At 45.0% G+C, this 24,532-nt stretch carries 27 protein-coding genes and 3 pseudogenes; 2 read left to right on the top strand and 28 right to left on the bottom strand.

What is annotated here, in order from left to right:
• Positions 1 to 10: 10 nt before the first annotated feature.
• The 7 genes and pseudogenes from VV088_RS01265 to VV088_RS01235 all read right to left on the bottom strand — a co-directional run bounded on the left by VV088_RS01265 (position 11) and on the right by VV088_RS01235 (position 6,962).
• Complete coding sequence (locus tag VV088_RS01265) at positions 11 to 1,768, bottom strand: hypothetical protein (protein ID WP_334598995.1); 1,758 nt, start codon at positions 1,766 to 1,768, stop codon at positions 11 to 13.
• A 4-nt stretch (positions 1,769 to 1,772) separates the two neighbouring features.
• A complete protein-coding gene (dpaL, locus tag VV088_RS01260; RefSeq protein ID WP_334598994.1) occupies positions 1,773 to 2,981 on the bottom strand; it encodes a diaminopropionate ammonia-lyase in 1,209 nt (402 codons plus the stop codon).
• 78 nt (positions 2,982 to 3,059) lie between these two features.
• A complete protein-coding gene (locus VV088_RS01255) occupies positions 3,060 to 3,434 on the bottom strand; it encodes a RidA family protein (RefSeq protein WP_334598993.1) in 375 nt (124 codons plus the stop codon).
• Between the two features lie 299 nt (positions 3,435 to 3,733).
• Positions 3,734 to 4,159 (bottom strand): annotated as a pseudogene (locus tag VV088_RS01250) (IS30 family transposase); the annotation flags it as partial.
• Between the two features lie 78 nt (positions 4,160 to 4,237).
• Positions 4,238 to 5,091 (bottom strand): annotated as a pseudogene (gene istB / locus VV088_RS01245) (IS21-like element helper ATPase IstB).
• Positions 5,084 to 5,614, bottom strand: coding sequence for a Mu transposase domain-containing protein (locus tag VV088_RS01240; protein ID WP_334598991.1), 531 nt, complete (start codon positions 5,612 to 5,614; stop codon positions 5,084 to 5,086). The pseudogene istB and the gene VV088_RS01240 overlap by 8 nt, the downstream one beginning before the upstream one ends.
• 10 nt (positions 5,615 to 5,624) lie before the next feature.
• Positions 5,625 to 6,962 (bottom strand): recombinase family protein, encoded by a 1,338-nt coding sequence (locus VV088_RS01235; RefSeq protein ID WP_334598990.1) that lies wholly within the window; start codon positions 6,960 to 6,962, stop codon positions 5,625 to 5,627.
• Here VV088_RS01235 and VV088_RS01230 point away from each other — a divergent pair.
• A pseudogene (locus tag VV088_RS01230) lies at positions 6,850 to 7,660 on the top strand (IS5 family transposase). The gene VV088_RS01235 and the pseudogene VV088_RS01230 overlap by 113 nt on opposite strands.
• Here VV088_RS01230 and VV088_RS01225 read toward each other — a convergent pair.
• The 16 genes from VV088_RS01225 to VV088_RS01150 form a co-directional block, all read right to left on the bottom strand.
• Positions 7,550 to 8,488, bottom strand: coding sequence for a transposase (locus tag VV088_RS01225; RefSeq protein WP_334598989.1), 939 nt, complete (start codon positions 8,486 to 8,488; stop codon positions 7,550 to 7,552). The pseudogene VV088_RS01230 and the gene VV088_RS01225 sit on opposite strands and share 111 nt — an antisense overlap.
• Positions 8,489 to 8,657: 169 nt before the next feature.
• Entirely contained in the window at positions 8,658 to 9,944 is a 1,287-nt protein-coding gene (locus VV088_RS01220; RefSeq protein WP_285829753.1) for an integrase DNA-binding domain-containing protein, read from the bottom strand.
• 82 nt (positions 9,945 to 10,026) lie between these two features.
• Complete coding sequence (locus VV088_RS01215; RefSeq protein ID WP_255317386.1) at positions 10,027 to 10,215, bottom strand: excisionase; 189 nt, start codon at positions 10,213 to 10,215, stop codon at positions 10,027 to 10,029.
• A 68-nt stretch (positions 10,216 to 10,283) separates the two neighbouring features.
• Entirely contained in the window at positions 10,284 to 10,628 is a 345-nt protein-coding gene (locus VV088_RS01210) for a hypothetical protein (protein WP_217959246.1), read from the bottom strand.
• Positions 10,629 to 10,929: 301 nt separating this feature from the next.
• Positions 10,930 to 11,436 (bottom strand): deoxyuridine 5'-triphosphate nucleotidohydrolase, encoded by a 507-nt coding sequence (locus VV088_RS01205; RefSeq protein ID WP_217959247.1) that lies wholly within the window; start codon positions 11,434 to 11,436, stop codon positions 10,930 to 10,932.
• Positions 11,433 to 12,254, bottom strand: a complete 822-nt coding sequence (locus VV088_RS01200) for a bifunctional 5,10-methylenetetrahydrofolate dehydrogenase/5,10-methenyltetrahydrofolate cyclohydrolase (RefSeq protein ID WP_217959248.1) — start codon at positions 12,252 to 12,254, stop codon at positions 11,433 to 11,435. Before VV088_RS01200 ends, VV088_RS01205 begins: the two co-directional genes overlap by 4 nt.
• A gap of 26 nt (positions 12,255 to 12,280) precedes the next feature.
• Entirely contained in the window at positions 12,281 to 12,826 is a 546-nt protein-coding gene (locus VV088_RS01195; protein WP_217959249.1) for an AAA family ATPase, read from the bottom strand.
• A gap of 3 nt (positions 12,827 to 12,829) precedes the next feature.
• Positions 12,830 to 12,979 (bottom strand): hypothetical protein, encoded by a 150-nt coding sequence (locus VV088_RS01190; RefSeq protein WP_217959250.1) that lies wholly within the window; start codon positions 12,977 to 12,979, stop codon positions 12,830 to 12,832.
• Positions 12,976 to 13,527 (bottom strand): anaerobic ribonucleoside-triphosphate reductase activating protein, encoded by a 552-nt coding sequence (nrdG, locus tag VV088_RS01185; RefSeq protein WP_217959251.1) that lies wholly within the window; start codon positions 13,525 to 13,527, stop codon positions 12,976 to 12,978. The genes VV088_RS01190 and nrdG overlap by 4 nt, the downstream gene beginning before the upstream one ends.
• Positions 13,517 to 15,781 (bottom strand): anaerobic ribonucleoside-triphosphate reductase, encoded by a 2,265-nt coding sequence (nrdD, locus tag VV088_RS01180; protein WP_217959252.1) that lies wholly within the window; start codon positions 15,779 to 15,781, stop codon positions 13,517 to 13,519. Before nrdD ends, nrdG begins: the two co-directional genes overlap by 11 nt.
• A 21-nt stretch (positions 15,782 to 15,802) precedes the next feature.
• Entirely contained in the window at positions 15,803 to 16,342 is a 540-nt protein-coding gene (locus VV088_RS01175) for a 5' nucleotidase, NT5C type (RefSeq protein ID WP_285829757.1), read from the bottom strand.
• Entirely contained in the window at positions 16,332 to 16,871 is a 540-nt protein-coding gene (locus tag VV088_RS01170; RefSeq protein ID WP_285829758.1) for a deoxynucleotide monophosphate kinase family protein, read from the bottom strand. The genes VV088_RS01175 and VV088_RS01170 overlap by 11 nt, the downstream gene beginning before the upstream one ends.
• A 1-nt stretch (position 16,872) precedes the next feature.
• Positions 16,873 to 17,394 carry an HNH endonuclease gene (locus tag VV088_RS01165; RefSeq protein ID WP_217959257.1) on the bottom strand — a complete coding sequence of 174 codons (522 nt, stop codon included), beginning with the start codon at positions 17,392 to 17,394 and terminating at the stop codon, positions 16,873 to 16,875.
• On the bottom strand, positions 17,378 to 18,064 hold the full coding sequence (gene thyX, locus VV088_RS01160; protein WP_334598988.1) for an FAD-dependent thymidylate synthase: 687 nt from the start codon (positions 18,062 to 18,064) through the stop codon (positions 17,378 to 17,380). The genes VV088_RS01165 and thyX overlap by 17 nt, the downstream gene beginning before the upstream one ends.
• A 228-nt stretch (positions 18,065 to 18,292) precedes the next feature.
• Positions 18,293 to 18,859 carry a cell wall hydrolase gene (locus VV088_RS01155; RefSeq protein WP_285829761.1) on the bottom strand — a complete coding sequence of 189 codons (567 nt, stop codon included), beginning with the start codon at positions 18,857 to 18,859 and terminating at the stop codon, positions 18,293 to 18,295.
• Positions 18,856 to 19,977, bottom strand: coding sequence for a hypothetical protein (locus VV088_RS01150; protein WP_334598987.1), 1,122 nt, complete (start codon positions 19,975 to 19,977; stop codon positions 18,856 to 18,858). Before VV088_RS01150 ends, VV088_RS01155 begins: the two co-directional genes overlap by 4 nt.
• Positions 19,978 to 20,062: 85 nt before the next feature.
• Here VV088_RS01150 and VV088_RS01145 point away from each other — a divergent pair, with 85 nt between their 5' ends.
• Positions 20,063 to 20,356: a hypothetical protein gene (locus VV088_RS01145; protein WP_334462061.1), complete on the top strand. Its 294-nt coding sequence runs from the start codon at positions 20,063 to 20,065 to the stop codon at positions 20,354 to 20,356.
• A gap of 245 nt (positions 20,357 to 20,601) precedes the next feature.
• Here VV088_RS01145 and ligA read toward each other — a convergent pair whose 3' ends face one another.
• The 5 genes from ligA to VV088_RS01120 form a co-directional block, all read right to left on the bottom strand.
• Positions 20,602 to 22,584: an NAD-dependent DNA ligase LigA gene (gene ligA, locus VV088_RS01140; RefSeq protein WP_285829544.1), complete on the bottom strand. Its 1,983-nt coding sequence runs from the start codon at positions 22,582 to 22,584 to the stop codon at positions 20,602 to 20,604.
• Between the two features lie 113 nt (positions 22,585 to 22,697).
• Entirely contained in the window at positions 22,698 to 23,237 is a 540-nt protein-coding gene (locus tag VV088_RS01135) for an ERCC4 domain-containing protein (protein ID WP_255202682.1), read from the bottom strand.
• Positions 23,234 to 23,548 (bottom strand): hypothetical protein, encoded by a 315-nt coding sequence (locus tag VV088_RS01130; protein ID WP_285829543.1) that lies wholly within the window; start codon positions 23,546 to 23,548, stop codon positions 23,234 to 23,236. The genes VV088_RS01135 and VV088_RS01130 overlap by 4 nt, the downstream gene beginning before the upstream one ends.
• Positions 23,549 to 23,911, bottom strand: coding sequence for a DUF488 family protein, N3 subclade (locus VV088_RS01125; RefSeq protein ID WP_217959264.1), 363 nt, complete (start codon positions 23,909 to 23,911; stop codon positions 23,549 to 23,551).
• Between the two features lie 276 nt (positions 23,912 to 24,187).
• Positions 24,188 to 24,520 carry a hypothetical protein gene (locus tag VV088_RS01120; RefSeq protein ID WP_217959265.1) on the bottom strand — a complete coding sequence of 111 codons (333 nt, stop codon included), beginning with the start codon at positions 24,518 to 24,520 and terminating at the stop codon, positions 24,188 to 24,190.
• Between the last annotated feature and the right edge of the window lie 12 nt (positions 24,521 to 24,532).

The raw sequence follows: 24,532 nt of genomic DNA, 5'->3' as shown, positions 1-24,532 counted from the left end.
AGGAGTTTTTTCAGCTGTCCAGTCCCAGGCAGGCGTAGTAGACCGCGCCCACGGCCTGGGCAAACTGGGCCACCGTATAATCGGGGTGAGCGTCCAGCTGCTTCATCAGGGCGGTATTGGCCAGATCGCTTCCGGCGGCGTACTGGCGCAGCTCCGGCTCCCGCCGGGCCGCCCCCTCGCACAGCAGGCGGAAGCAGGCGGGCCGCTTCACAAAGCGGCCAAAGAGGGTCCGGTCCTTAGCGTCGGGCTGGAGGATGAAGTCCGTCTCCCGCCAGGTGACGGCCAAATACTCCCCCACCGTCCGGAAGATTTTTTCGCACTCCGGCTGTCCGGCCGCGGCCCGCTCCATGAAGAACTCCAGACACTCCTTCCGCCGGTCCTCCGGCTGGGTGGGGACCAGGAGAAGGTCCCCCTCCCGCCGGAACAGCCCCCTGTCCAGCCCCTCCTGAAGGGTTTTTGGCACCTGTCTGGCCGCCAGGCGGAAGACGGCGGACTGGCCCCCGTACTTCTGCAGCGCCCCAGGCAGGCCGGTATTCACGCTGCAAACGCTGCGCACGTCCTCCGGCGGGAACCGCCGCTGGCCCCAGCTGCCCAGGTCGATGATGAAGTTGTACACCTCCAAGGGCATCTCGGGGATGGAGCCGTCCGCCCGGACCCAGCCGGTGCCCAGGTCGGTGCCCAGGCTGTGGGCGAAAAAGCCCCTGGACAGGTCCCCGCCCGCCGCCGCCTGCTCCACCGCGGCGGTGAAGGCGGCCATGGGGCCGTCGTTGATGTTCAGCACCGGCCCGCCCTCCGCCGCATAGGCGGCCAGCCCCTGGGTCAGGGCGGTCAGCTTGGAAAACTCCGCCTCGTAATCCAGCTCCGGGTTGTCCCGCAGGCCGCGGGTCTTGGGGGTCTCGCCCCCCACGATCCGGTTTTGGATCACCACGTCGGGGAAGCACAGACCGATGGCGTCGAAGCCCCGCAGGCTGTCCCCGACCCGCCGCTCCATAGCCTCCGCCCCCCGCTCCATCTCCGCCAGGGTGGCGCGGCGGTCCAGGGCGGCCCAGTCCAGCTCCCCCTCCCGCCCGGCCCGGCACAGGCTGCCCGCCGCCCGCAGCAGACGGGCCAGCAGCAGCAGGGGGCCGGTGATCTCCTCCGCCCTGGTGCAGGCGGAGGGGAGCCAGTCAAACTCCTTGCACAGCGCCAGCCGGCCGTCCACGCTGACGGCCAGCTTCACATCGGTGCCGCCCACGTCCATGCCCAGCACCATCCGCCCCGCCGTCCGGGCGGGCAGACGGGCGAAGACGGGCTGTCCCTCCGCCGCCCCGGGCGGCTGGACGGAGGGTTCCTCCTCCAGGCTGTGTACCCCGAAGGCAAACCGCTCCCGCCCGCCGGACAGGGCGGACAGCACCCGCTCGTTCACGTTGAGGCAGGTCCCATAGCCCGTCCGGGCCCGTTTGGGCAGCGCCAGCTGAAAGACCTGCTCCAGGCTCTCCGCCAGCTGCACGGTCTCCCGGTCGGAGGGGTCCAGGTAGACGTCCACCCGCAGCCCGCCCAGGGCGGACAGCAGATTGTACACGGTGGCATAGACGTACTCCGCCGCGAACCGCGCCTCCTCCTCCCCCGCCGTCTCCGGCAGGCGCAGGGGGCAGACCCGGACCGAACGGTCATAGAGGGTGACGTGGAGGTGGAAGGGCCGGGTCCCCTCCGCCTGAAAGGCGGCCCGGACGTCGGTGAGGTAGACGCTCTCATCCCGGGCGGCTTGCTCCAAAAATGGCTTGATCATCCGCTCACTCCTTGACGCTGGCGTAGGCCCCGTCCCACACCACGGCCCGGTACCGCTCCGGATCGGTGTCCCCCTCGGTGGAGATGAGGAGCACCTGGCTGGAGCCGTCCAGCTCCAGGAACTGGCGCAGGTCCTGATAGGCGGCGTCCTCCATAATCGCGGCCACCGCCCCCATGCCCACCGCTCCGGATTCCCCGGAAACCACCGCCGGGTCCCCCTTTACCGGCGCGGCCAGCATCCGCATCCCCTTGGCGCTCACCCAGTCGGGGCAGGAGAGGAAGGCGGCGGCACGGGCCCGCAGAATGTCCCAGGAGAGGAAATTCACCTCGCCGCAGGCCAGCCCGGCCATAATGGTGTTCAGATCGCCCCCCACCGCACGGGGCTGGCCGTCCCCGGCCAGGGCGCTGCGGTAGTGGCAGTCGGCCCCGCTGGCCTCCACCACGACGATCTTCGGGGGCGCGTCGGGATACAAATTGGCGAAGTAGCCCGCCACCGCGCCGGCCATGCTCCCCACCCCGGCCTGGAGAAAGATGTGGGTGGGCCGCCGGCCCAGCTGACCGGCGGCCTCGCTGGCCATGGTGCCGTAGCCCTGCATGATCCAGGCGGGGACCTCCTCGTAGCCCGGCCAGGCGGTGTCCTGGATCACCACGCCCCGCTCCGTCTCCGCCGCCTCCGCCGCAGCCAGGCGGACGCAGTCGTCGTAATTCAGCGCCTCGATGGTGACCTGGGCGCCCTCTCTGGCGATGTTGTCAAACCGGGAGGGCCGGGTTCCCTTGGGCATGTGGACCACCGCCCTCTGGCCCAGCTTGCTGGCCGCCCAGGCCACCCCCCGGCCGTGATTGCCGTCGGTGGCGGTGAAGAAGACCGCCTGGCCGAACTCCTGCCGGAACGGCTCGCTGGTGAGGTAGTCGAAGCTCAGCTCCGACACATCCCTCCCCAGCTCTCCGGCGATGTACCGGGCCATGGCGAAGGAGCCGCCCAGCACCTTGAAGGCGTTCAGCCCGAAGCGAAGGCTCTCATCCTTCACGTACAGCCCGCCCAGGCCCAGGTGCTGCGCCATCCCGTCCAGCCGGGCCAGAGGGGTGACCGTGTACTGGGGAAAGGACTGGTGAAAGGCCCGCGCCTTGGCCGCATGGTCCAGGGACATGATCTCCCTGTACCGCTCCCGGCCGGCGGGCATGGTGTTTCGGGTCCATTGGATGGAATCGGACATGTTTTTGCCTCCTGACATAGTTTTGAGACCGGAAACGCCAAAGAGGAGCCCTCTTCCGCGTTTTTGCAGGTTCTCCGCTCACTTCACCGCAACCGCCTCGATCTCAAACAGAGCGCCCTTGGGCAGGGCGGCCGCCTGCACGCAGGAGCGGGCCGGGGCCTCGCCGGTAAAATAGTTGGCGTAGATGGTGTTGATGGCGGCAAAGTCCCGGATGTCCGCCAGGAAGACGGTGGTCTTCACCACATCCTCCAGCCCCATGCCGGCGGCGGAGAGCACAGCCTTCAGGTTGTCCAGCGCCTGAGCGGCCTGGGCCTCCACCCCTTGGGGCAGCTCACCGGTGGCGGGGATCAGTCCCAGCTGGCCGGAGGTGTACAGCGTATTGCCCGCCAGCTTGGCGTGGCAGTAGGGGCCCACGGCGGCGGGGGCGTTGACGGCGGTGATGGTCTGGTTCATGAAAACATCCTCCTCAAATCAAAATCGAGCGAACTCACCCCGTATTTTACCATAAAGGAACCGGGATTGCAACGTACCACGGCGGTATCCTGTGCCAAAAACCGCCCCTTCCTTTGGCCAGACCCACTGAGTTCAGCTCGTCCAGGAAGAGGGCGCCCCCGGCGCTCTCCTCCTGGCAGCCGGCCTTCGAGGCCCACATGGCTCTGGTGCTGCCGGACAAGGGCAAGGCTTACTGCCACCTCCGCCGAAAATTTTCGGAAATGTCAAGAGTAAATGCGAAAAAATTTGAAATATTTTTTTCATAGGGCGGCGACGGCTTCACGGAAGAGCATTTCAGACGTTTTCCAACCTAAAATTTTACGTGGATAGTTGGCAATCCAGCTTTCCGCGCGCTTGACTTCTGCGGCGGTCACTTTCCCGAAGTCCGTTCCTTTCGGGAAATGCCGCCGTATCATTTTGTTTTCGTTCTCATTGCTTCCCCGCTCGTAACTGCTGTATGGATGGCAATAGTAAACCTTCGTGCGCTTGCCCTTCGTCAGCGCGGAACGTTCCAGCCGTTCCACGTCCGCAAATTCCCCGCCGTTGTCAACAGTGATCGTGCGGAAGATCAACCGGAAGAGGCGCGAACCGAAACGCCTTTCTATGCGATCAAGAGCGGCAACCACGCTGTCAGCTGTCCGATCCGGCATTAGCTCCATAATGGGAAGGCGGCTTTTCCGTTCGGTTGTCAACGCCGATATGAAATTGTAAGAAAACGCCGAAGAAATTTTGTTGTTTTTCGGCGGTAAGGGGGGGGGACAAAATCAAGCGTTTTCTTGCTCAAAAAGAGTGTTCACGATTTGCTGCTTCTGGCGCATAAATTCCTTGCGTTCTTTCAGGCGGTAAGACTCGCCCTTGATGTTGATAACGGTGCAGTGATGCAGGACACGGTCCAGGATGGCGGAGGCGATGGTGACGTCGGCAAAGACCTCGTTCCACTGGGAGAAGGTCTTGTTGGAGGTAAAGACGGTAGACGTTTTTTCATATCGCCTGGCAATCAACTGGAAGAACAGGTTTGCGCCCTGGATGTCCATGGGGAGGTAGCCGATCTCGTCGATGATAAGCATCCTGTACTTGGCGAGAACCTTGAGCTTGTCCGGCAGACGGTTCTCAAAATGGGCCTTCTTGAGCTGCTCAATGAGCTGGTGGCAGTTGATGTAGTAGGTGGAGAAACGGTGCTGTGCTGCCACCAGGCCCAGAGCGGAGGCCAGATGGGTCTTGCCCACGCCGGGCGGGCCAAGGAAGACCACATTCTCCCCGTTTTCCAGGAAGCGCATGGTAGCTAACTCATCGATCTGGCGCTTGTCGATGGAGGGCTGGAAGGAGAAATCGAAGTCGTCCAAGGTCTTCTTGATGGGGAAGCCAGACATCTCCCCGCAAGGGGGACGCGATAGCTCTAAGCGGCAAAGCCGCTAAGAGCTATCCAGTGGATCTGCTTCTCATAGGCCCGTCTCCGCTTGGATTTGGCTTCTTCTGAGAAAATGTGATCCAAAACCTCCACAATGTTGAGCTTGTCCGCCACCGCCCGTTCCAGGTAATTGTCCAGAATCTCCAGGGTGTTTTTCATTTTAAGGGCTTCCAGGTTTTCCCTCAGCCTGTCCATAGTAAATTCAGTCATACAGCACCTCGTCATATCTGGACAAATCGGAGGGTTTCAAGGGGAAATCTATTACTTTGCCCTGTTCCAGCAGAACATTTTCCGCATCCATCGTCTGTTTCAGCGTAAGCCTTCTATAATGCTGAGGATTGACAACCATGTCCTTCCTTTGATACGATATTCGGTGCAGAGCGATCTGCTTCCCCTCGTAATATGCTGCTAACATGCTGTCGAGGGCTACGACTGCCACATCTTTGCCGATGTACTCCGCTGGCACGGAGTACTGATTCCCGGCGTAGGAGATGAGGCAGTCTTTTTGTACCCGCCTCAGGTTGATCTTGTCGATGATGTACTCACGGGAGAGAGGGCTCAGGCCCTCTTTTTTCAGCCGCTCAAAGGGAATCTCGTTGGTGGTGGCATGAACTTTGCCATTGACCTTATTGCACCATGCCAGGGCCTGCCCGTTCAAGTCCGCCAGGCTGTTGTACTGGATCCCCACCATAAAATTATCTCTGACAAACTGAACCGTCCGTTTGTTGTTCAAAAGGATGCTTTTAGATTCTACCAACAAATCGAAAATAAATTGTGATCTCCTGGCATCGTATGCCGTCCTCTTTGTAGCTTTCGCCGATCTCGATACGGTCAATAAGCCTGTGTATCAGGTCCCGGTCCAGTTCGGTTATATCGGCATACTGTTCAGCCAGTTCTACAAATCGGGTTGCGTTGTCCGTCTCTTTCATCAAGTCCGCGATCTGCTCCGTGACGGTTTCAAGATGTGCGGTCAACTCGGCGCGTTCCCTGGTGTAGCCGTCTGTCAGGCTTTTATACACATCATCGGGCAGGTCACCCAGGACGTTTTTTTCAAACGCTTTACGAATCAACTCCCCGATTTCGGCAAGCCGTTTTTCCGTCTTGGCCTGGGTTTTCCTGGCTGCGGCAAGGGCGGCTTGCTGCTGCTTCTGGCCTATCCCGGACAGCTTCGCTATTAGGCCGTCACGATCTCGGCGGGCTTCTGCGGTCACTTCCTGGACACTTGCCAGCACCGAAGCATATAACAGCTTGTACGGTATGCGGTGGCTGCTGCATCCGTTTTCACTCTTGCCAAAAGCCCGGTATCGCTGGCAGATAAAAGCCTTGTCAGCTTGGGCGATTGACGAGCCGCAATCTTGACAAAACAGCAGGCCGGAGAAGATATGCGTCTTCCCTGTGCGGCTGCTTTTCCTGTGCCTGTTGGCAATCTCATTTGCAAGATTCCATACGTCTTGATTGACAATCGGCTCATGGGTCCCCTCGGTGACAATTAACTGATCTTCTGGCGAGGCGATTTGCTTCTTGCTCTTATAACTGACTTTGCGGCTCTTGCCATACACCAGCTTTCCCAGATAGGCGGGATTTCGGATGATGCCGTTTATTGTTGTTGCGCTCCAATCTGTGGGGCGGGTCGTTTCCTTGCGGGGCGATACACCTTTTACCGCCGCTGGGGTTAAAATACCCTCGCTTGACAATGTTCGAGCAATAGCGCGAAAGCTGATACCGCTGACAGTCATGGAGAAGATACGGCGGACAATGGGCGCTGTCTCGGGGTCCGGTATCAGCTTGTTTTTGTCGTGGGGGTCTTTGGCGTAGCCATATACACCGGAGGAAAGATACTTCCCCGCCCTGGCTCGGGCGGCTAGGGCTGAACGGGTCTTGTTCGATATATCTTTAACGTAATAATCGTTAGGGCTTGTTTGAAAAATATATATTGCACAAATCGATGGTAAGTGCGAAAATAGAGGAATGAAGAGATATGAATTGACAAAAGGACAATGGGAACGAGTGAAAGCAGTGCTTCCGCCCCCAAAGACAGGGAAACGAGGCCGGCCTCGGAAAGAAGACCGAAAAATGCTCAATGGAATGCTATGGATTGCCCGCAGCGGAGCGCAGTGGCGGGAACTGCCGGAGGTGTATGGCCCCTGGCAGTCCGTTTATGCCCGATTTGCCAAATGGCGGGATGATGGTACATTGGAAGCGATATTTCACGCCTTGTCCGAAGATGCGGATATGGAGAATCTGAGTTTGGACTCTACTTGCGTTAAGGTTCACGAAAGCGCCAATGGAGGGGGAAAAAACGGCGAATAAGGCAATTGGGCGAACCAGAGGTGGGTTAAATACAAAGCTGCACACAATTGTGGACGGGCTGGGGAACCCGGTTGAATTTATGCTGTCTGCGGGGAATGACCATGATTCAGTCCATGCCGTTGAACTGCTGGAAAAGGTCACGATCAGAGGTAGTAATGTATTGGCAGATCGTGCTTATGGGGCAAAGAATATTCGAACTTACATTTCAGAACAAGGAGCCTGCTATGTGATCCCGCCGCAGAGCAATGTTTCTGAGCCATGGCCGGTAGATTGGTGGTTATACAAAGAGCGCCATTTGGTTGAATGCTTCTTCCAAAAGCTTAAATGGTTTCGCAGAATTGCCACCAGATATGACAAGTTAGATGCTTCTTTTCTTGCCTTCGTTTACTTGGGCTCTGCTCCGCAACGTCAGCAAGACAAACAGCAGAAGCATAAGGCAAAACAGAGCGAGAGCGGCCCTCAGGGATAAGGAAAGGTTTGAGAGCAGCAGTGCAACGCCAATCACACAGACAGCGGTTTCCTGTAGGCGTGCCATGACGCGGTCCAGGCCGTAAGCGGTCTTGACCGTCCCAAAAACACCCTCCACAGCATTGCGGTCGCAGTTGTCCTGATACTCCAGTTTCTTTGCTTGACGGGACAGGCCGGGAGCTTTTGGCGGCTTTCCCAGGGCCGGACCGGACAGACGAATACCATGCTCTTTGCAAAAAGCCAGTGTCTGGCGGCTGCGGTAGATTTTGTCCGCCAGGATACGTTCCGGGTAACAGCCATAGCGCTCCCGGTACCGAGCCACCGCCCGCCAGAGGTCTTCCGATTCGTTGAAGGGCTCGAAGTCCAGCCGTTCGATCCTGGCATAGCCATCCACCAGACTGATATGCAGTTTTGAGCCAAACTCGGTATTGGCGTGGGCTTTTCCCCGAACGATGGGCCGGACCCAGGGCTGGGCCAGACTGACGATGCGCCGGGGAATGCTGTGGGTCCCGGATTCAAACATGAGGCGCTGCTGCTCGTAGACAGTAGTCATGATATTCAGGCGGTCCGCCTGCTTTGAAGACAATTTTGCACCTTTTTGAACCAATTCAGCTATGTACCTGATATCCCGGCGGATGTATTGCAGCTGTTTGCGTATCGCGGAACGGATTGCTTTCCCACTGCGCTTCTTGCTTTTGGACAGACGGAGATAGTCCTTCCGGGCGCGCTTGCGGTACATCCGGGGCTTCTTCTGTCCTGCCGCTTTACACAGCTCGTCCACCGTTTTCTCCGCTTTCTCCCGCACTTGGTTGAGTAAATCGATGTTCAAAGGATTTAAGAAGATATTCTTCGTTGTTCTATAACCGTCTATAAGTTTCTAAACAGCCCTATTTTGTAGGCATTTTTGCGGTTTTGGTTGAAGAAACATTTTATTTTTCTACCATGTCCTACATCGTCCTGAGAAATCAGGTTGAAATGGTGTAGGTTTTGGTGTAGATTCAACCAATCTTAATCTTGCCTTCAAGGTTGGCAAAACACTTTTTCTTCTGCTCCATAGTGGCTTCGTTGTATACATCCATCGTAGTAGAAATATTGGCGTGACCCATGATTTCTTGAATGATCTTCAGATTAGTTTCATTTTCGCAAATGCGTGTGCAGAATGTATGACGTAAATTGTGGACTGAAAAGTGCGGGAGTAAAATAGGCTCTCGCCTTTCTTTTTTCGCCCGGTCAACTTCCATAGTGTTATAGGCATTGATGATCCGCTTGAGAGTTTGATTGATACTGGTAGGATGATGGATAGTTCCCCTGTTACCAACAAAAACAAAGCCAGAATAACCGTCAATTTCCTGCTGACTGAATCCTGTCTGCATCTGTCTAAGACGTTCATCCAGCAAGGCACGTTTCACTTCCTTGAACATAGGAATGTCTCTTGTGCCAGCATCAGTTTTGGGAGTAGATATATAGAACCTACGTCCTTTACCTTTTTCGACTTCGGTATAAGAAACACTATGATTGATAGAAATGATGTTCTCTTGAAAGTCACAGTCCTCCCACCGTAAGCCAATAGCCTCACCTATACGACAACCAGTTCCAAGTAAAAATGTGATCAAGCCAAGCCATTTGTGATACACGGATGAATTACGAAGGAAATCGACAAATGCTTCTTGCTGCTGTTCTGTCAATGCGTGGCGTTTATCCTGTCCCCATCCATTCTGCTTTTTGAGTTCCGCATAGACTTGATAAGCTGGATTAGACCTGATATACCCATCACGTACTGCCAGAGTAAAGATAGGATGTAAAATGGTATTGACAGCATGGATCGTGTTAGGTTTCATTTCCTTATCAAAATACAAAGAAAGATAGAACTGTTTAATATCACTGTACTTGATTGAACCGATTGGACAAAAACCAAGTTCATTTCTGATCCAGTTGTCATAAGTGTTTGCATAGGTAAATCGTGTAGAGGGTTTCAATTCTTTCTTCATGCTCATGTACTTTTCATAGAAGTCATTAAGCGTTTTCTTGTTTGCTACAAAACTTTGAATCCCATCATCCGTATCACGTGTAAGCTGTTTTTCAATCTCTCGCAAGGGTTCACAAGCCCGTTTGTGTGGCGGTAATTTATCAGTTTCTACAAGCCGCCAACTATAAATTGTACGTCTAACACCTCCTGCATCGTTAAAGCGGTACATATACATTCCGTCAGATCGTTGAGTTTCACCGTTCCTTAAAACTCTGCCTTTTGAATCACGCCGTTTTGTTTCAGTTCTTTTTTCGGACATTGCACACTCCTTTCTTATCCGAAAAAGACCCTGATGTGGTTGCTTTAATTATACCACATCGAGAGTCTTGATTCAAGGCAAATTACAAGATATTTAACTTATCAATGTAGTTTTCAAATTTCTTACGTTTAATTTGCGCTCTCGTTCCATTCCACAAAATGAAATCTGCGTCTTTGTTTTCAGAAACGATTTTGTATAATTTGTCTCTGCCAATTCTGAAATAAGCTGCCGCTTCATCAATCGACAAAGTGTATTTCTCCCAAAATGGGATTTGACGTGATAATGCTACTGCTTCATCTATAAATCAATCACCTCTTTACAATCTATTCCTATCATCAATCACGTTTTGGTAAATCCACCTTTATTCCCAAGTTCACGTTCAGATTGCAACCAAATATGATCACTTATATATCTTTCAGTATAAGTTTCAGGAGGAACAGGTTTTCTTAACCACCATGTTGCATTGATATTAACTTTGTTATATTTTTTCAACATTCGCTTTAATTCAAGTTCTTTAAATTTGTAAGCAAAACATATTGCGCCAGTCCAAAGTAGACCAATAATATTATCAACAATTCTTGGCTGAATTTCACCATAGATTAGCAATTCAAGTATTTGCCAAGAAACATATATACAACCTTCAATACAAATAAGCCATATGTAAAACTTGTGATTCATTTTCATTGTGACTATCTCCTTTTATTTCGATAGTTAGAGTATCGTTCAGCAAATCCTTTCTCAAACTGTCTAATCTGACCATCGAATAGAAAGCACCTATACCACGGCAACTCATCTTCTTCGTGATCTGAAAAATCGTAATCATACACTCCATCAGTCCACATAAAATGGCACATTTGAAATTTACCATTATGAAATCTTGGCTTGCAGAAATATATTTTTATATTGGAGCCGCCAAAGAGTTTTGCTTTAGCGGCCTCAATGAAGCAGTTTGATTTATAGGTGTCTGTTATGTACTGAAAATTGTTCATACCGATGTTGAACCCATCCCACCAGTTCGGATAGCAGTAGCATCATCATTGTCTGTAACGTCATATCCTATAATAATGCCTTGTGCAAAAGCATCTCCAACATTGACTTCAAGTGTCTTGCCTGTCTTGCTGTCGTTCGTGATCTTAATGAAAATATGTCCTTCATTACTTTCATTGTTATAGTAGTCACCGTCAACGACACCAACAGTATTATCGAGTTGCATCCGATATTTAAACCCATAGCTGCTACGGGGATAGAGCATGAGAACTCTGCCGTGGCTTAATTGAGCCTTGACAAATGTAGGAACTTTAATAGTCTGTCCCGGCTTTAGCTTAAAAGAGATGGGAGAAAAGAAATCGTACCCAGCACTCTGCACTGTGGCTCTATGTGGAAGTTTAATATTCTCATAAGGTGTAACACAAATTACACCGTTTTTGGCACTACAATCGCTTGCCAATACCTTGCCATATTCTGTTTCAGATACACGTTCAAACTTATTCATATAGCCCTCCAAATGTGATATTTCTCATATGCTCTAAGAATGTGCTGCATGAGTATTGCTCTTGTCAAAAGGCCAACACCGCCCGGAACAGGAGTTATCAAGATATTCTTTGTGTTAGTTTTATCAATAGATATATCTCCGCACAATCTATCTTCAGTACGGTTAATACCTACATCAATAATTATCGCTCCTTTTTTGAAAAGACTACTGCTTATAAAATCTGGTTTACCAACTGCGCTTACAAAAATGTCTGCTTTCTTAGCAAGTTCCTCAAGTTGCTTGCGATCCGTAAAGGAGTGGCATAAACATACTGTAGCATTTGCATCTGTCATAAGACGTGCCATAGGTTTACCAACAATATCGCTTCTACCAGCAATGACACACAATGCACCTTCAGTAGATACACCAATTTCATTAAGCATTTGCATGATACCGTCAGGTGTACAAGGGGCGAAAGGAGAATCAGTTAAGAACCCGTCTACATCTTTATCAGGATTCATATGATCTTTAAAATCATCCATCGTCAGGCCAAAGGGTAAAGGCAACTGGAGAATAACACCGTCCACTTCCATGCTGTATTTCAGTTCTTCAAGTTTCATACTAACTTCATGATAGACCTGTTCACGTGTTATAGCTGGAATATGAACGTGTACACATTCAAACCCAACCTCTTGAGCATCCTTAATCTTGCCTTTTATATAGGCAGTTGATGCAGGATCATCACCAACTTGAAGTACATAAAATTTAGCTTTTATACCATGTGCTTTAATCTCATCTTTCCATTTCTGAGCAATAGACTTACAATCAATATACTCCATTCAGTCCTCCGAAGTTGTATTTATTGTTATATGCCATAACTTCTACCGGGGCATTTAAGCCTCTCCATAATGTCTGCAATAAGAACCTTATACCCATCAAGACTACCATCATAGTGACGGCAAACGATACCATGCTTATTCAGAAACGCAAACAGATCAGCCGCCAACTGGTCGCTCTCGCTTTCTGTCTGGAAGCGTCCAACAGGATTGTAAGGTTTAACACGGTTGACAAACACATTCATTGAGTCATAAGAGTTAAACACCTTAGTACAAAGGGTATCAAACTCATCACCAAGCACAGGATCGTTAGCATAGAAAGGTGACAGAATGATGGGGGAGTCAGTCACTACAACATCAACCTTATCCTGAAGGCGACTGATACGGAAATACTGTTTACCAAAGATATAGGCTTGATTCTGGAACACGGCCTTGCTCTCTTCCCAAACTTTATCCTTGGCAAATTCCGTAACCAGTTCTGCATTAATACCAGCCATCTTGAGTTGCGAGAAGATATACGCTGCACCAGTAGACTTTCCTGCTCCGGGCGCACCAAAAAGATTTACAACAAGCATTAGTTACCCCTCCCTAATTTTTACTTTTGGATTGTCTGTCATAGAATAATTTGCAATTACATCTTCTACATCATGACGAATATCCTCAACCAGTTCACTTTCTTCTGGATCAAGGTCATCTGTTTCAAATTGGACTTCAAGAATATATTTCAAGCATTGCCTCCATTCATGTCATTCCATAAAACTGTTTGATTGGCTTTTAAAGATTTTTGCACATCAATAATTCTTTGATTGCTTGAACCTATAAATTGCAATGTAATATCTCTTTTGTCAATTTTAAATTCGCCATCGACAATTACATTGCATAGCTGAACAATTTTTTGAATTAAACGTTCGTTGTCCGTTGTAGGAACATTAAAAGCAAAATCTTCAAAATTGTAACCCGTATATAACCAAATCTTTTTATATGGAAAAACAGATTTGAATTTGAGAATTACATTAAAAGTTAATTCAGGATTTGCTAATGGATCACCACCTGAAAGTGTTAATCTGCTGGCATATGGAACATCATAGTAGTATTGAATTAGTTGATCTAATACTGAATCAGTGAATTTCATGCCACCATCCTTACTCCACGTTTGGGGATTTTGGCACTCTGGACATTGGTGGGGACAGCCTTGAGTAAAAAATACTGCCCCCAAGCCAATACCATTTGCTACATCGTCATATTCAATACCAGCGTATCTTAAATTAAGATTCATCTGATCCGTCATGATTAATTTGTGGAGTATATTTGCTGTGCTGCTCACGTTCAAGCACTTCACGCTGTTTGCCATCATTGAAATTACGATAGTCTGTCGTAAGATACCCTGTCACACGGCGAAGCTGCTGAATGTTTTCGCTGCCACACTGAGGACACCTATCATTGAACTCACCCTGATAGCCACAATTCAAACAACTATCAATAGGGAAGTTAAAGGCCAGATACGGAATATCAAGAACCTTGAACGCATAATCAATAATATCCTCAACGGCTTTTGTATTCTTTACGAATGTACTATCCAATTCAACATAAGTAATGCAACCGCCAGTAGGATACTTGCAGAACGGAGCCTCACATTCTAACTTCTGCTGGATAGACACCTTCTCCCAAACAGGAACATGATGAGAATTTGTCAGGTATTCGTGTGATGTAACATCTTCAATAACGCCATACTGATCACGGAGTCCCATCAATGCTGTGCGGCAAAGACCCTCGGCAGGAGTAGCATAACAAGAGAAGTTCAGATTATTGCGCTCCGATGCTTCAGCAGCGTATTCATTGATACGCTTGACAACAGATAAGGCAAAAGCATGAACGTCTGCGTCATGAACATGATTCTTACCAAAAAGTGCTTGACACATTTCAGCAATACCAATATATCCAATCGCCAGTGTATTGTGTTTCAGCGCATTAAACACGTCCTTTTCACAATTCCTTGCATCCTGAATTGTATTGTTCTGATACATAAACGGCGCAGACTTAGGAGATTGCCGTATCATGATTTCAAAACGCTCCAAAAGTCCACGCTCTGTCAGCTTTAAGGTTTCTTCAAAAGCCTTCCAGAATCCATCCAAATCAGGCTTATCACGCTTGCCAAGACAGATGCCAAACTCAATACCCAATTTAGGAAGAATGATTGTGTTAGGAACGTTATTACCACGTCCCTGACGAATATAACCAAGACCATGACGGTCATACCCAATCAATGTGCGGCAACCCATCGTAGCAAAGTATGTATCAGGATTATTCTCATCCTCATGAGCCTGTGACCAGTCGCAGTTACACCAGTTAGGATAAATACGCTTACTCATAGATTTAAGAGCAAGCTGTTTGAGATCATAGTTTGGATCGCCAACATTAGCATTAGTTCCTTGCTTATACTGGAAAATACTAATGGGGAAGATACTTGTAAGGTGATGCCGTCCAATGCCGTCAATGCTGGCCTCCATGATCCACTTAGTTACCAACCGTCCCTCAAAACTGGTATCACGTCCAAGGTTGATGCTTGTAAAAGGAACCTGTGAACCCTGTCGAGATTCAAGTGTATTCAGATTATGATAAAGTCCTTGTGCTGCTTGTTTGCCCTCACGCTCCAACATATCCATAGCATACTGATAAACAGTTTCATTGAATGACTTCTTGAAATATGGATCATCAATAGACCGCTTACTGTTCTTCCACTGATCTAAAATCCAGTCTGCATCTTCTCTGCTATAATGATCCAAGTACACAATACCATCTGCAAAATGTTTATAAAAACTAAGTTTTACGAACGGTGCAAGATCAAGGTCGGTATGAATACTACCAACACCGCCAAACTGTACTTGACTTTGACATTGGAACGCCACAGCATACAACTGACAAGCTGTGCTAAAAGAGGAAGGCGGTCTTACATCACCATTGCGTGTCCTAAAACCATAAGTAAAAATCTCTTGGAAATTCAGATTAAGACAGTTATGAATACCATAGATTGCCTTTTCAAGATCATGCTGATATACCAACATTTCCTTATGAGCATTGGCAACATCTTGAGACAGGCCATCAAAATCCAATGCAATCATCTTGCCAATATCAGCCGAAGCCTCTTTTTCACGTCCAGAGAATGAGGACTCATCAACATTCGCATTAGAGTGAAAATTGACTTTTGAATCAGCACGTACCATAATTTTCTTGACAAGATTGCTATTCCTATCACGGATTTTAGTTCTTTCATTTCGATACAAGATATATGCCTTTGCAATGTCTTTGCGATAACTAAGCATAAGTTGAATTTCAACCATATCTTGAATCTGCTCAACTGTCAAATTAATACCTTTGTTTTTTGACTCAATACGATCAGCAATATCATATGCAAGCTGCTTTGTATCATCTGCTAAAGAGCCATCGACTTCTACAATCGCTTTGCAAATTGCATCACTGATTTTTGTTTTGTCAAACTCAACTTCTCTGCCGTCACGCTTTATTACAGTCATTGAACCACTCCTTCCAATTTATTAAAGTAGAATTTTGCCAATCTCATCCCACCCATGAACTCGAATAAGGCCATTTTCTTCAGCATTAAAGTTTTTGTTATGAGGTTGACTCATTAAAATTCCTTTATAAACACCGCCATCAAAGTTGTGTACCCCATCATCAATCAACCAGTCACCATACACTAATTGCTTTCTTTCTGTAATAATGAATTGCGACCATTTGAGAAACGGATACATTTCAAGTATTCTTTCAATCTTTGTATCACAAGTTTGATAGTTGGTTGCTGTGATGATATACAATTCATCTCGCTTGTTAATTTCTTTAAGAACCTTATAACAGCCATCAATAGGATTGATTTCTTTCCAAAAATTTTTATTGAAAATCGGATCATAAACCTGTTCTTTTGTCAGTGATGGAAAGAATAGACTTACATTCCAATCAACAATCTCACTACTATGTACAGTAGTTCCATACATTCTATTGAGATATGTTACCCATGTCTGACACAGATTCTCAATAGTATCATCTGCATCACACAGAATGATTCTCTTATCCCGCATTTAGACCTCCGATAGTCTTTAAAATTTCCGGGACTTTATTTCTTAGGTCTTGCAGACCGCCATCATTAACTACGTAACAATCAAACTTATAATCATCAAGAGCAGTTTCGGAAGGATGTGATAACTGCTGCGGTGTCAGGCCAGAGTCGTAGTTTGGACGGTAGATACGTACAAGACTTGAATCAAAGTTCCCATTGAAACACTCTACCTCATTAACAAACCTTGTATCAGGAATAAGAACATAGTCCCATTCATGGCTAAACATCGTCAGAATGTCTTTGATAAAGTTCGCCCAAAAATCTTCATTCTGTTTACGAACAATATCTGTACCTACATACTGTAAAAGAGTTCTGCCAGCCTCGTCTTTATTACCATCCCAATCAAAGAATTTCTCACAGACGTACTTAACCAAATCGCCATAATGTGCAATCAGCACACGATAACCCTCATCTTCAAGATAATCTTTAAACATTCCTGCAAGAGTATCCTTGCCATGTCGAGCCTTCCCGGAAATCAAAATTACTTTCATTTCATGCCCCCTTACAATTTTTACTTAGGCAATACATTAATTTGCTTTCAAAATCCATTCGTTCTTGATATGCTCTTTCTGGAGTGTCAAATAGTCCAAGATTAAATTGCTTTCTATCAATTTTAATGTACGCCTTGTATTTACCACTTCTCACATCAAACGAAACACCTTTATATCCAGTCAAAGAGTTTCTTGGAGGATTTCTGTTCAAAGAATTGATTTGACTATCAGCAATCCTCATGTTTGAACGGCGACAATCAAGTTTGTTTCTATTGATATGATCAATTACTGTTTCTTTTGTTGTTTGAGTAATGTGTTTATGTAATAAAACATCTTTGCCTGTTGATGGATTTTTGCCTCTGGCATAGCCATATTCTGTCTTTCTCCAAAAGATTTTTTCTGCTATCTCTTTATCACTTTTGGAAATAAGAGCGTAGTCACATACCCTATTGGTGCGGGGATAATACAATTCAATTTTGTAGTAATCCCCACACTCAATATATCTGTTACTCCGTCTTGGCATCTGTCACATACTTTTTGTACAGATCATCAAAGACAACAGGAATCATCGTCTTAAACGCTTTCAGGAGCATAATGGCAATCTCTCTCATCTGCGGATGTGCTGCGGGAGAACAACGTAAGTCAAAGAAATGCCTCCACTCCCTGATATTCATAGTGATGCAAATTTCGGTCTTGGTAGAGTTGTTGAGAACGCTTCGAGCAATTTGAGGTGTAGCACCAAGCGAAATCATTTTGTTGTAATGCTTCTCTGCATCTAAACAAGCATCTACCCACTCATCATAGATTTGAGACTGAATGGCAACATCCAACTTGCTAACCTTTGGATCGAGTTCCATGCCGCCCCGAATGTCGATGTATGTAATCTCATTACCGAATTTATCCTTGGCATAATTACAATACCGTGTAGACTCTTGAGCATAACTGGCAATACGGTGACGTACTTCTTCATGGGAAACGCCTCGATCATTTGTCAGCCGAACAGTAATGTTGTAGTGTTCAATTACAGCCTCATGTCCACGATTGATAATGCCCTGTACAAAATTAACACAAGAATCATCAGTGATTTTATCTTCACTCTTATAGCAAGTGCGGCCTACTGCCTCAATGGTTTTCAAAATTTCAATACCATCAATAGGTGTAAGAATTTCAAATGCCGGGGAAACAACTTTCATAAATCAGCCTCCTATATTGTTGTATTTGTTGTTATTAGGATTCATTGTCAGCCTGATAGTCGGCAAAACAATACTCGCAAAGATACCCTCTCTTGCCATGATCGTTAATCTTTCGCATGGTTCCGTGAGAACTCCCACACTCCATACAACTGATCTTAACAACCTTCTTTGGCTCATCCATCTGCTCAGAGTTTTTACGCTTGGGATAATTATTGCGTTTCATTGTTGTTAGTTTCCTTTCTGTTTTTCATAAGATTTTGTAGAATAACAAAAATAATGATCTCCAATCTTTTCATAAAGCAAATCATTATATTGTTTCGTTGAAAAGAACAGCACATTTGTATTCAAAACTGGATAAATCTCAGATAAAACTTCATCAACTACGTCATATTGAATTTGAGTTGGAATAGTTGTTTCAATGTATTTTGCAGGAGAAAACTGATTCTTTTGATATATTACATCGTCAATCGTGTTAGGAAATTCATCACTCAATACTCTATTCAATACAACTTCTACAACCGCCTTTTGACCAAGATAAGATTGTCCTCTGGCTTCCAGATATACAAGTCGTGCAAGCGTTTCACGTTCGTTCTCTGTAATATGATTTGCTATTGTGGTATAGAAAGGCTTTATTACAGGAATAGTTGAATCAATATAAACTAATTGACATTTCTCACTTGATTGAATTGGTTGCACTTCTTTGGCCTTGTTTTCTTGAACCGTTGTCAGACCCACCACAATAATGCCGAATATTAAAACTAAAAATGCGATTGTAATTGTTAAAACTTTTTTCATGTATCTCCTTTGTTCTCATAAGGTATTCCTAAGTAATCCATTACTTCACGATAACCAAGACCACCTTCCTCACGACTTTTCATCACAAACTTATAAGTGTTTGGCTCAATATCAGCTAAACGCTGAATACGATTTGGCTCTTTCTCTAAATGACAACCAAACAAGCACAATTTACATCCTGTATTATGTTCTTTAGTAAACTCGAATTTACCATTTTCAAGTTGAACTATCTCGCCATATGGAGGTGCAATAGGAATATTAAAATCATGTAGGTATCTTAATATATCCTGTCGAGTCCAAAATCCCATAGGAGTTGACTTACCGTGACCATCTTTAAAAGCATTACAGCCTGTTTTTAAGTAAGCATCTCGCCGCATTTGACTATCTTCGGCTAAAGTTCCATAAATAGGATTAGCTTTTACTTCCTTTTGAACAAGTTTAATCGGTTGCTTTTTAAGAATATCACAACAATGTTCACTGATTGGAAATGGCGCATTGATTAAAAATCTCCATTTCTTTGGAATTGACCATGTTTTTGAGATGTTGTTATCTCTGGTATATCCAGAAAGTCTTAATACGATAGTCGCAGGACAGTTAATAGAGCGCAAATAGTTTGCTGTTTCAATTCCCTGATCAAGATACGGTTCAATATCGTCCTCATATTTCAAACCTCTCTCATCAAGAAAATTCTTTACGTCACGGATCATTCGAGCAACTTTCTTGCTTGCCACTGGATACCCTTCAGTTTTTACAACATCAAAGAAAGTAATCTTGCTTCGTACAATGTGTAAATCAATTTTTATATCATATTTGTTTTCAATATATTCGCAAAAGAATTTAACGTGTTTTGGCATAGACGCAAATTCGTTGCTTGTATTTGCATAAATAACAAGCAAGGGTTTATTACCATGCTGTTTACGATGCAATGACCAAAACTTTGCAAACATATCTAACAAAACTGAACTATCTGCCCCCCCCCCCGAAAATGAGAGGGAAACATTATATTTAGTCTTTTGACAAAACTCAAGGAACTTTGCAGTTGTTACTTGCAGCTTTGTATTAAAAGGACGTGATTGCATTTTAATCAAGTCCTCATTGGTATAAGTGTATTCTCCCATTAAATTTTTCACCTTTCATGTTTACAAATTAAAAGAAGTGTGCTATAATTCAAATGCCATATTTTGAGATAAGGAGTGATCTATAATGGCAGAAGCCGAAAACAAACAGCGCAAGTTAGTTCGCCGCCCAGCAGAAGAACGTATTGCCGAGATTGACAAAAAGATTGCTGGACATAAGGACGCTATTCAAAAATTAGAGGCAAAGAAAAATGCAATCCTTAATCCAAAGCCACGTGCTTCTAAAGCCGCTGGCCTGAAAGCTCTTATTTCAAAGGCAAAAGATGCTGGAATGAGCAATGAGGAAATTGCTCAGAAATTAGGGATTTCCCTTGACGAGCCTGAATCAACACCCGTTGCTGATACGGAGAAAAAGAAATAATTTACTTGATGAGGACGTGTGTTTTGGCGCACGTCCTCGCCTTTATTTCATCATTCTTGATTTAATCCTCTGATCTTTATGTAAATCCCTGAGTAATTTATCTCTATATGCTTCGATTTTTTCATAGCAAGACTTGCAGCATACAATATATTCGTCTTTAACAGTGTTTGGGGTACGCTGCTTGGTGCTGAATTGAAACCAACGTCCACATATAGGGCAATATCCTAAGAGCCGATGTAAAATTTTCAACTAATCATCTCCATGAATTTTTGTTCAGTCAAAACCATTACGCCGAGTTGCTGCGCTTTTGCCATTTTTGATCCAGCTTTCTCACCAGCAATAAGATAATCTGTTTTCTTAGAAACTGAACCAGCAACTTTTGCTCCAAGTTCCTCTAACTTTTTAGTAATACCATCTCTGGTGAAGTTATGTAGTGTGCCAGTTGCAACAACAATTTTGTCTTTGAATGGATTACTTTTGACAACTGTAATCTCAGGCTTTGAAATCGTAATGTAGTCAAGAAGTTTTGCAAACAGAGCAACATTCAAAGAGTCCTCGAACCATTCTTTGATACTATTGGACATTACTTCTCCAAAATCATCAAGTACAGTCCAATCGAAATCATTTCCTACTAAATCTTCAAACCTTGCAATATCATATTCACAATACTTTGCAATGGCCTTAGATGCTGTCTTACCAACATTAGGAATACCCAAAGAAACAAGGAACTTATCAAATGAAACATTTCTTGATGCTTGAATAGCATCCCACAATTTTTCATAGGAACGTGTACCAAAGCCATCCATTCGGACAATCTCATTTTTATACTGATCAAGACGATACAAGTCTGAAAAATCATTTAGCCATCCATTTGAGATAAAACGCTCCAGCGTTGCTTCAGACAGTCCATCAATATTCATAGCTGGTTTACTTACAAAGTGTTCAAATGCACCTAATTTCTTTCCAGCACAATGAGGATTCTTACAATACAATGTTTCTGTATTGTTTACCTTTTCAACGACAAGGCCATATCCACATACAGGGCAAACATGAGGATATTCCACACAAATATTGTCTGTTCTGCTTTCAGCAGAGAGATTTTTTAATATCTGAGGAATAATCATATTGGCTTTATAAACCCTGATGCTATCTCCAACACGCAGATCAAAGTCCTTGATGTAACTCAAATTATGTACGCTGGCTCTTGTTACTACTGTCCCATCCAGATCAACAGGATCAAAAATTGCTACAGGAGTAAGTTGCCCCGTTCTACCAAGCGACCATTCAATATCCCGCAACACTGTATCTGCGGTTTCATCTTCAAATTTAAAGGCAATACCGTCATTGTTATGATGAGAAGTACCGCCTTTCTGTTTTGAGTAAGAGATACTATCATATTTCATAACAAGGCCATCAATGGGAATACCTTTATTTTTTGCGCTGGCCTTTAATGACTCAATCATCTCTGAAAGATTATTTTGATGAACTTCTAATGTAAAAGGAAGAAAATCAGGTGCTTCAAATCCTATATTTACACAATAATTCATTTTTGCTTCTCTGGAGTCGCTAATGGGAATTACATCATCCAGTCCTTCGAGTACATCCCAAAGCATCCAAGCAATATTACGCTCTGCACAAATACCGCTATCAAGCTGCCTAACCGATCCTGCCGCCAAATTACGGGCATTTGCATATGGTTTTTCACCAGCAGGAAGATTGTCGTTGATTGCCTTAAAATCGCTTTCATGAATGATAGCTTCACCAACAACCCTAAGAAATCCCCTATATGGAATATTTAAAGGAATGTTTTTGAATGTTTTCGCATTATGAGTAATATCTTCTCCAACATACCCATCACCACGGGTTGAAGCCTGAATTAACTCACCGCCATCATAAATCAACTCTACTGTTAGGCCATCATACTTGAACATCAACAGGCATGGATTTTCTTTTGCGAATTTATTTAGTTCATTTTCGTCTTTAGTTTTGTCAAGCGAGAGCAAAGGAATATCGTGTTGTACCTTTGCCAACTTGCTCTTGACTTCATATCCAACAGTCTGTGTAGGTGAATTACTTAGGATAATCCCTGTCTCATTCTCAAGCCGCTTTAACTTATCAAATAAGAAATCATATTCCGAGTCAGGAATAAGCGGATCAGAACGATTATAATAAGCATCACGACACTCATTGAGTTTCCGTACAAGGTCAGCAATTATTGAACTATTCATGCAATCCCCTTTCGTTATTGTATTTGTTGTTATACACTTTCTGGTAGATGGAGCATCCGAGGAATGCCCCATCTATTATTAGTATAGTTGTATTTCTTGTTATTGTCAAGCAGTTACCGCAAAATTTTTCTGAGAAAGTATGTGAACACTCCATACAGAAAATATCCTGAATACTGTGGATCAGGCATGAATATCATCTGAAGATCATAACGATGGTTAAATGTATGGAGGCTTGCAAGATACGCTTTTGCCGAAAACTTTGTATCATAGTTCCCCGTGATAATATCTTGGTAGTTTGCGTTCTCGATCAGTAAATACTTCTTGCCCGGATATGTAGCCATTTCTTCCTCAAACCTTGCCCGTTGTTGCGAAAGATTGCCGCTTAGTTCCTCCAGTGATCCTTTACGTTCTACCATAATTTCTTTATCAAAGAACAAATCTCTATCAATATTCAGATCAGGATTGGCAGGAACATAAAAACTATAATCTCCATTTGACAATGCTTTTGTCTTATGGGGAATTTTCTTTTTATCAAACCAATCAAGAATATGTTGGTTCTTCTGTTCTCTGGTATCAGTAAGAATTACAATAGACCTAACAAGCTGGTCAATTTCTTTATCAGTATATTTGTATAGTTCTAAAATTCCAATCACCTCACAGATAAACCCAAAGCTATTAAATTGTTGGCAGCACCATAAGGAATCCTTTTACCATTGCAATACCATGCCAACTGTTTAGCCATTTTTTTAGAATAACCTTGTTTTATTAGATTATGAACAAATTTCTTGCGGCTCATTTTTAAATGTTTGAATGTTGCTGTAAATGAACAATTTCTGTTTTGTGGAAAAGTGCCGATTATATCACCACCATCTACACATGAATCAAACGTTATGGGAGGCATCTCACTTATATTAAGTAATGGCCTACCATTATAGTATAAAACACTACTTTTATCTTCTCCCATTTAGACACTCCATTCTTGGACATTATAGCCATTCTTTTGTAACCATTCCGCTACCAAATGTCTATGGCAAAAATCTGTCGGCTTTTCATAGCATATTAAAGCAACATCACGTCCTGCTGCCATTGCAGTTAAATCAGCAACTACCTGTGTAGGATTAAGCACAGAAAGAACTTGATTATCAAAACAACAGATATAATAGTCGTTATCATGATTCTCTTTCCATTTCATAAAGAAATCATATTTTGGTGCAAGTTTTTTATACTGAAGGCCATTGTAGCTATTTGGAGCCTTGCCACAAATGCTAATTGGCACAATATCTTTAGGTAACGATTTCAATTTTGCAAAATATGTAGTATAAATCATTTCAAAACACCTTCTTCCACAGACTGATTTCACGGCAACATCTACGCATGAATTGTTTTAGTCTTTGAACATCTCCAGTATTATCTTCTCCATACTTATAGAACAATGAATCTTCCCGCCTAATATACAAACATTTGCGGTATAATGATAATGAACCATTATATCTGCCAATGCTATGCAAATTGGATTCAGCATAATCAATAAAATTCAAAATTGAATTGGCAGCATAATAACTATCAATCTCTTTCGTTTTAAATCTCACCATTGCATTTTAACCTATTTTCTATTTAAAGCAAGATTAGCCAAGGTGATTTGTTTGATTTCTTCCCAGCGATTTGCAAACGCATTTTTAAATTCAACTGGAGGTGTGTTTTGAAGAATTTGAATGACACCAAGCATATATAGGGTTGTCATTTGCTCATTAAAATTCGATTCAGGAATATCAGAAAATTGCAAATTCCTACACCAAATATTGAAATTCTCATCCATTCTGATTTGTAAATCAGTAAGCCCATTATTGAATGTTATAGTATGCTTTTCACTCATAAAAAGATATTGAAGTAAAGTGGAAACTTCTCCAAGCATGAATAGTTCGTCTTTAGTCCTCACTTTCTATCCTCC

Source organism: Lawsonibacter sp. JLR.KK007 (genome assembly GCF_036941135.1).
In the GTDB taxonomy this organism is placed as follows: domain Bacteria; phylum Bacillota; class Clostridia; order Oscillospirales; family Oscillospiraceae; genus Lawsonibacter.
Note: the sequence above shows the minus strand (reverse complement) of the source record. Positions and strands in the feature narration are given on the sequence as shown.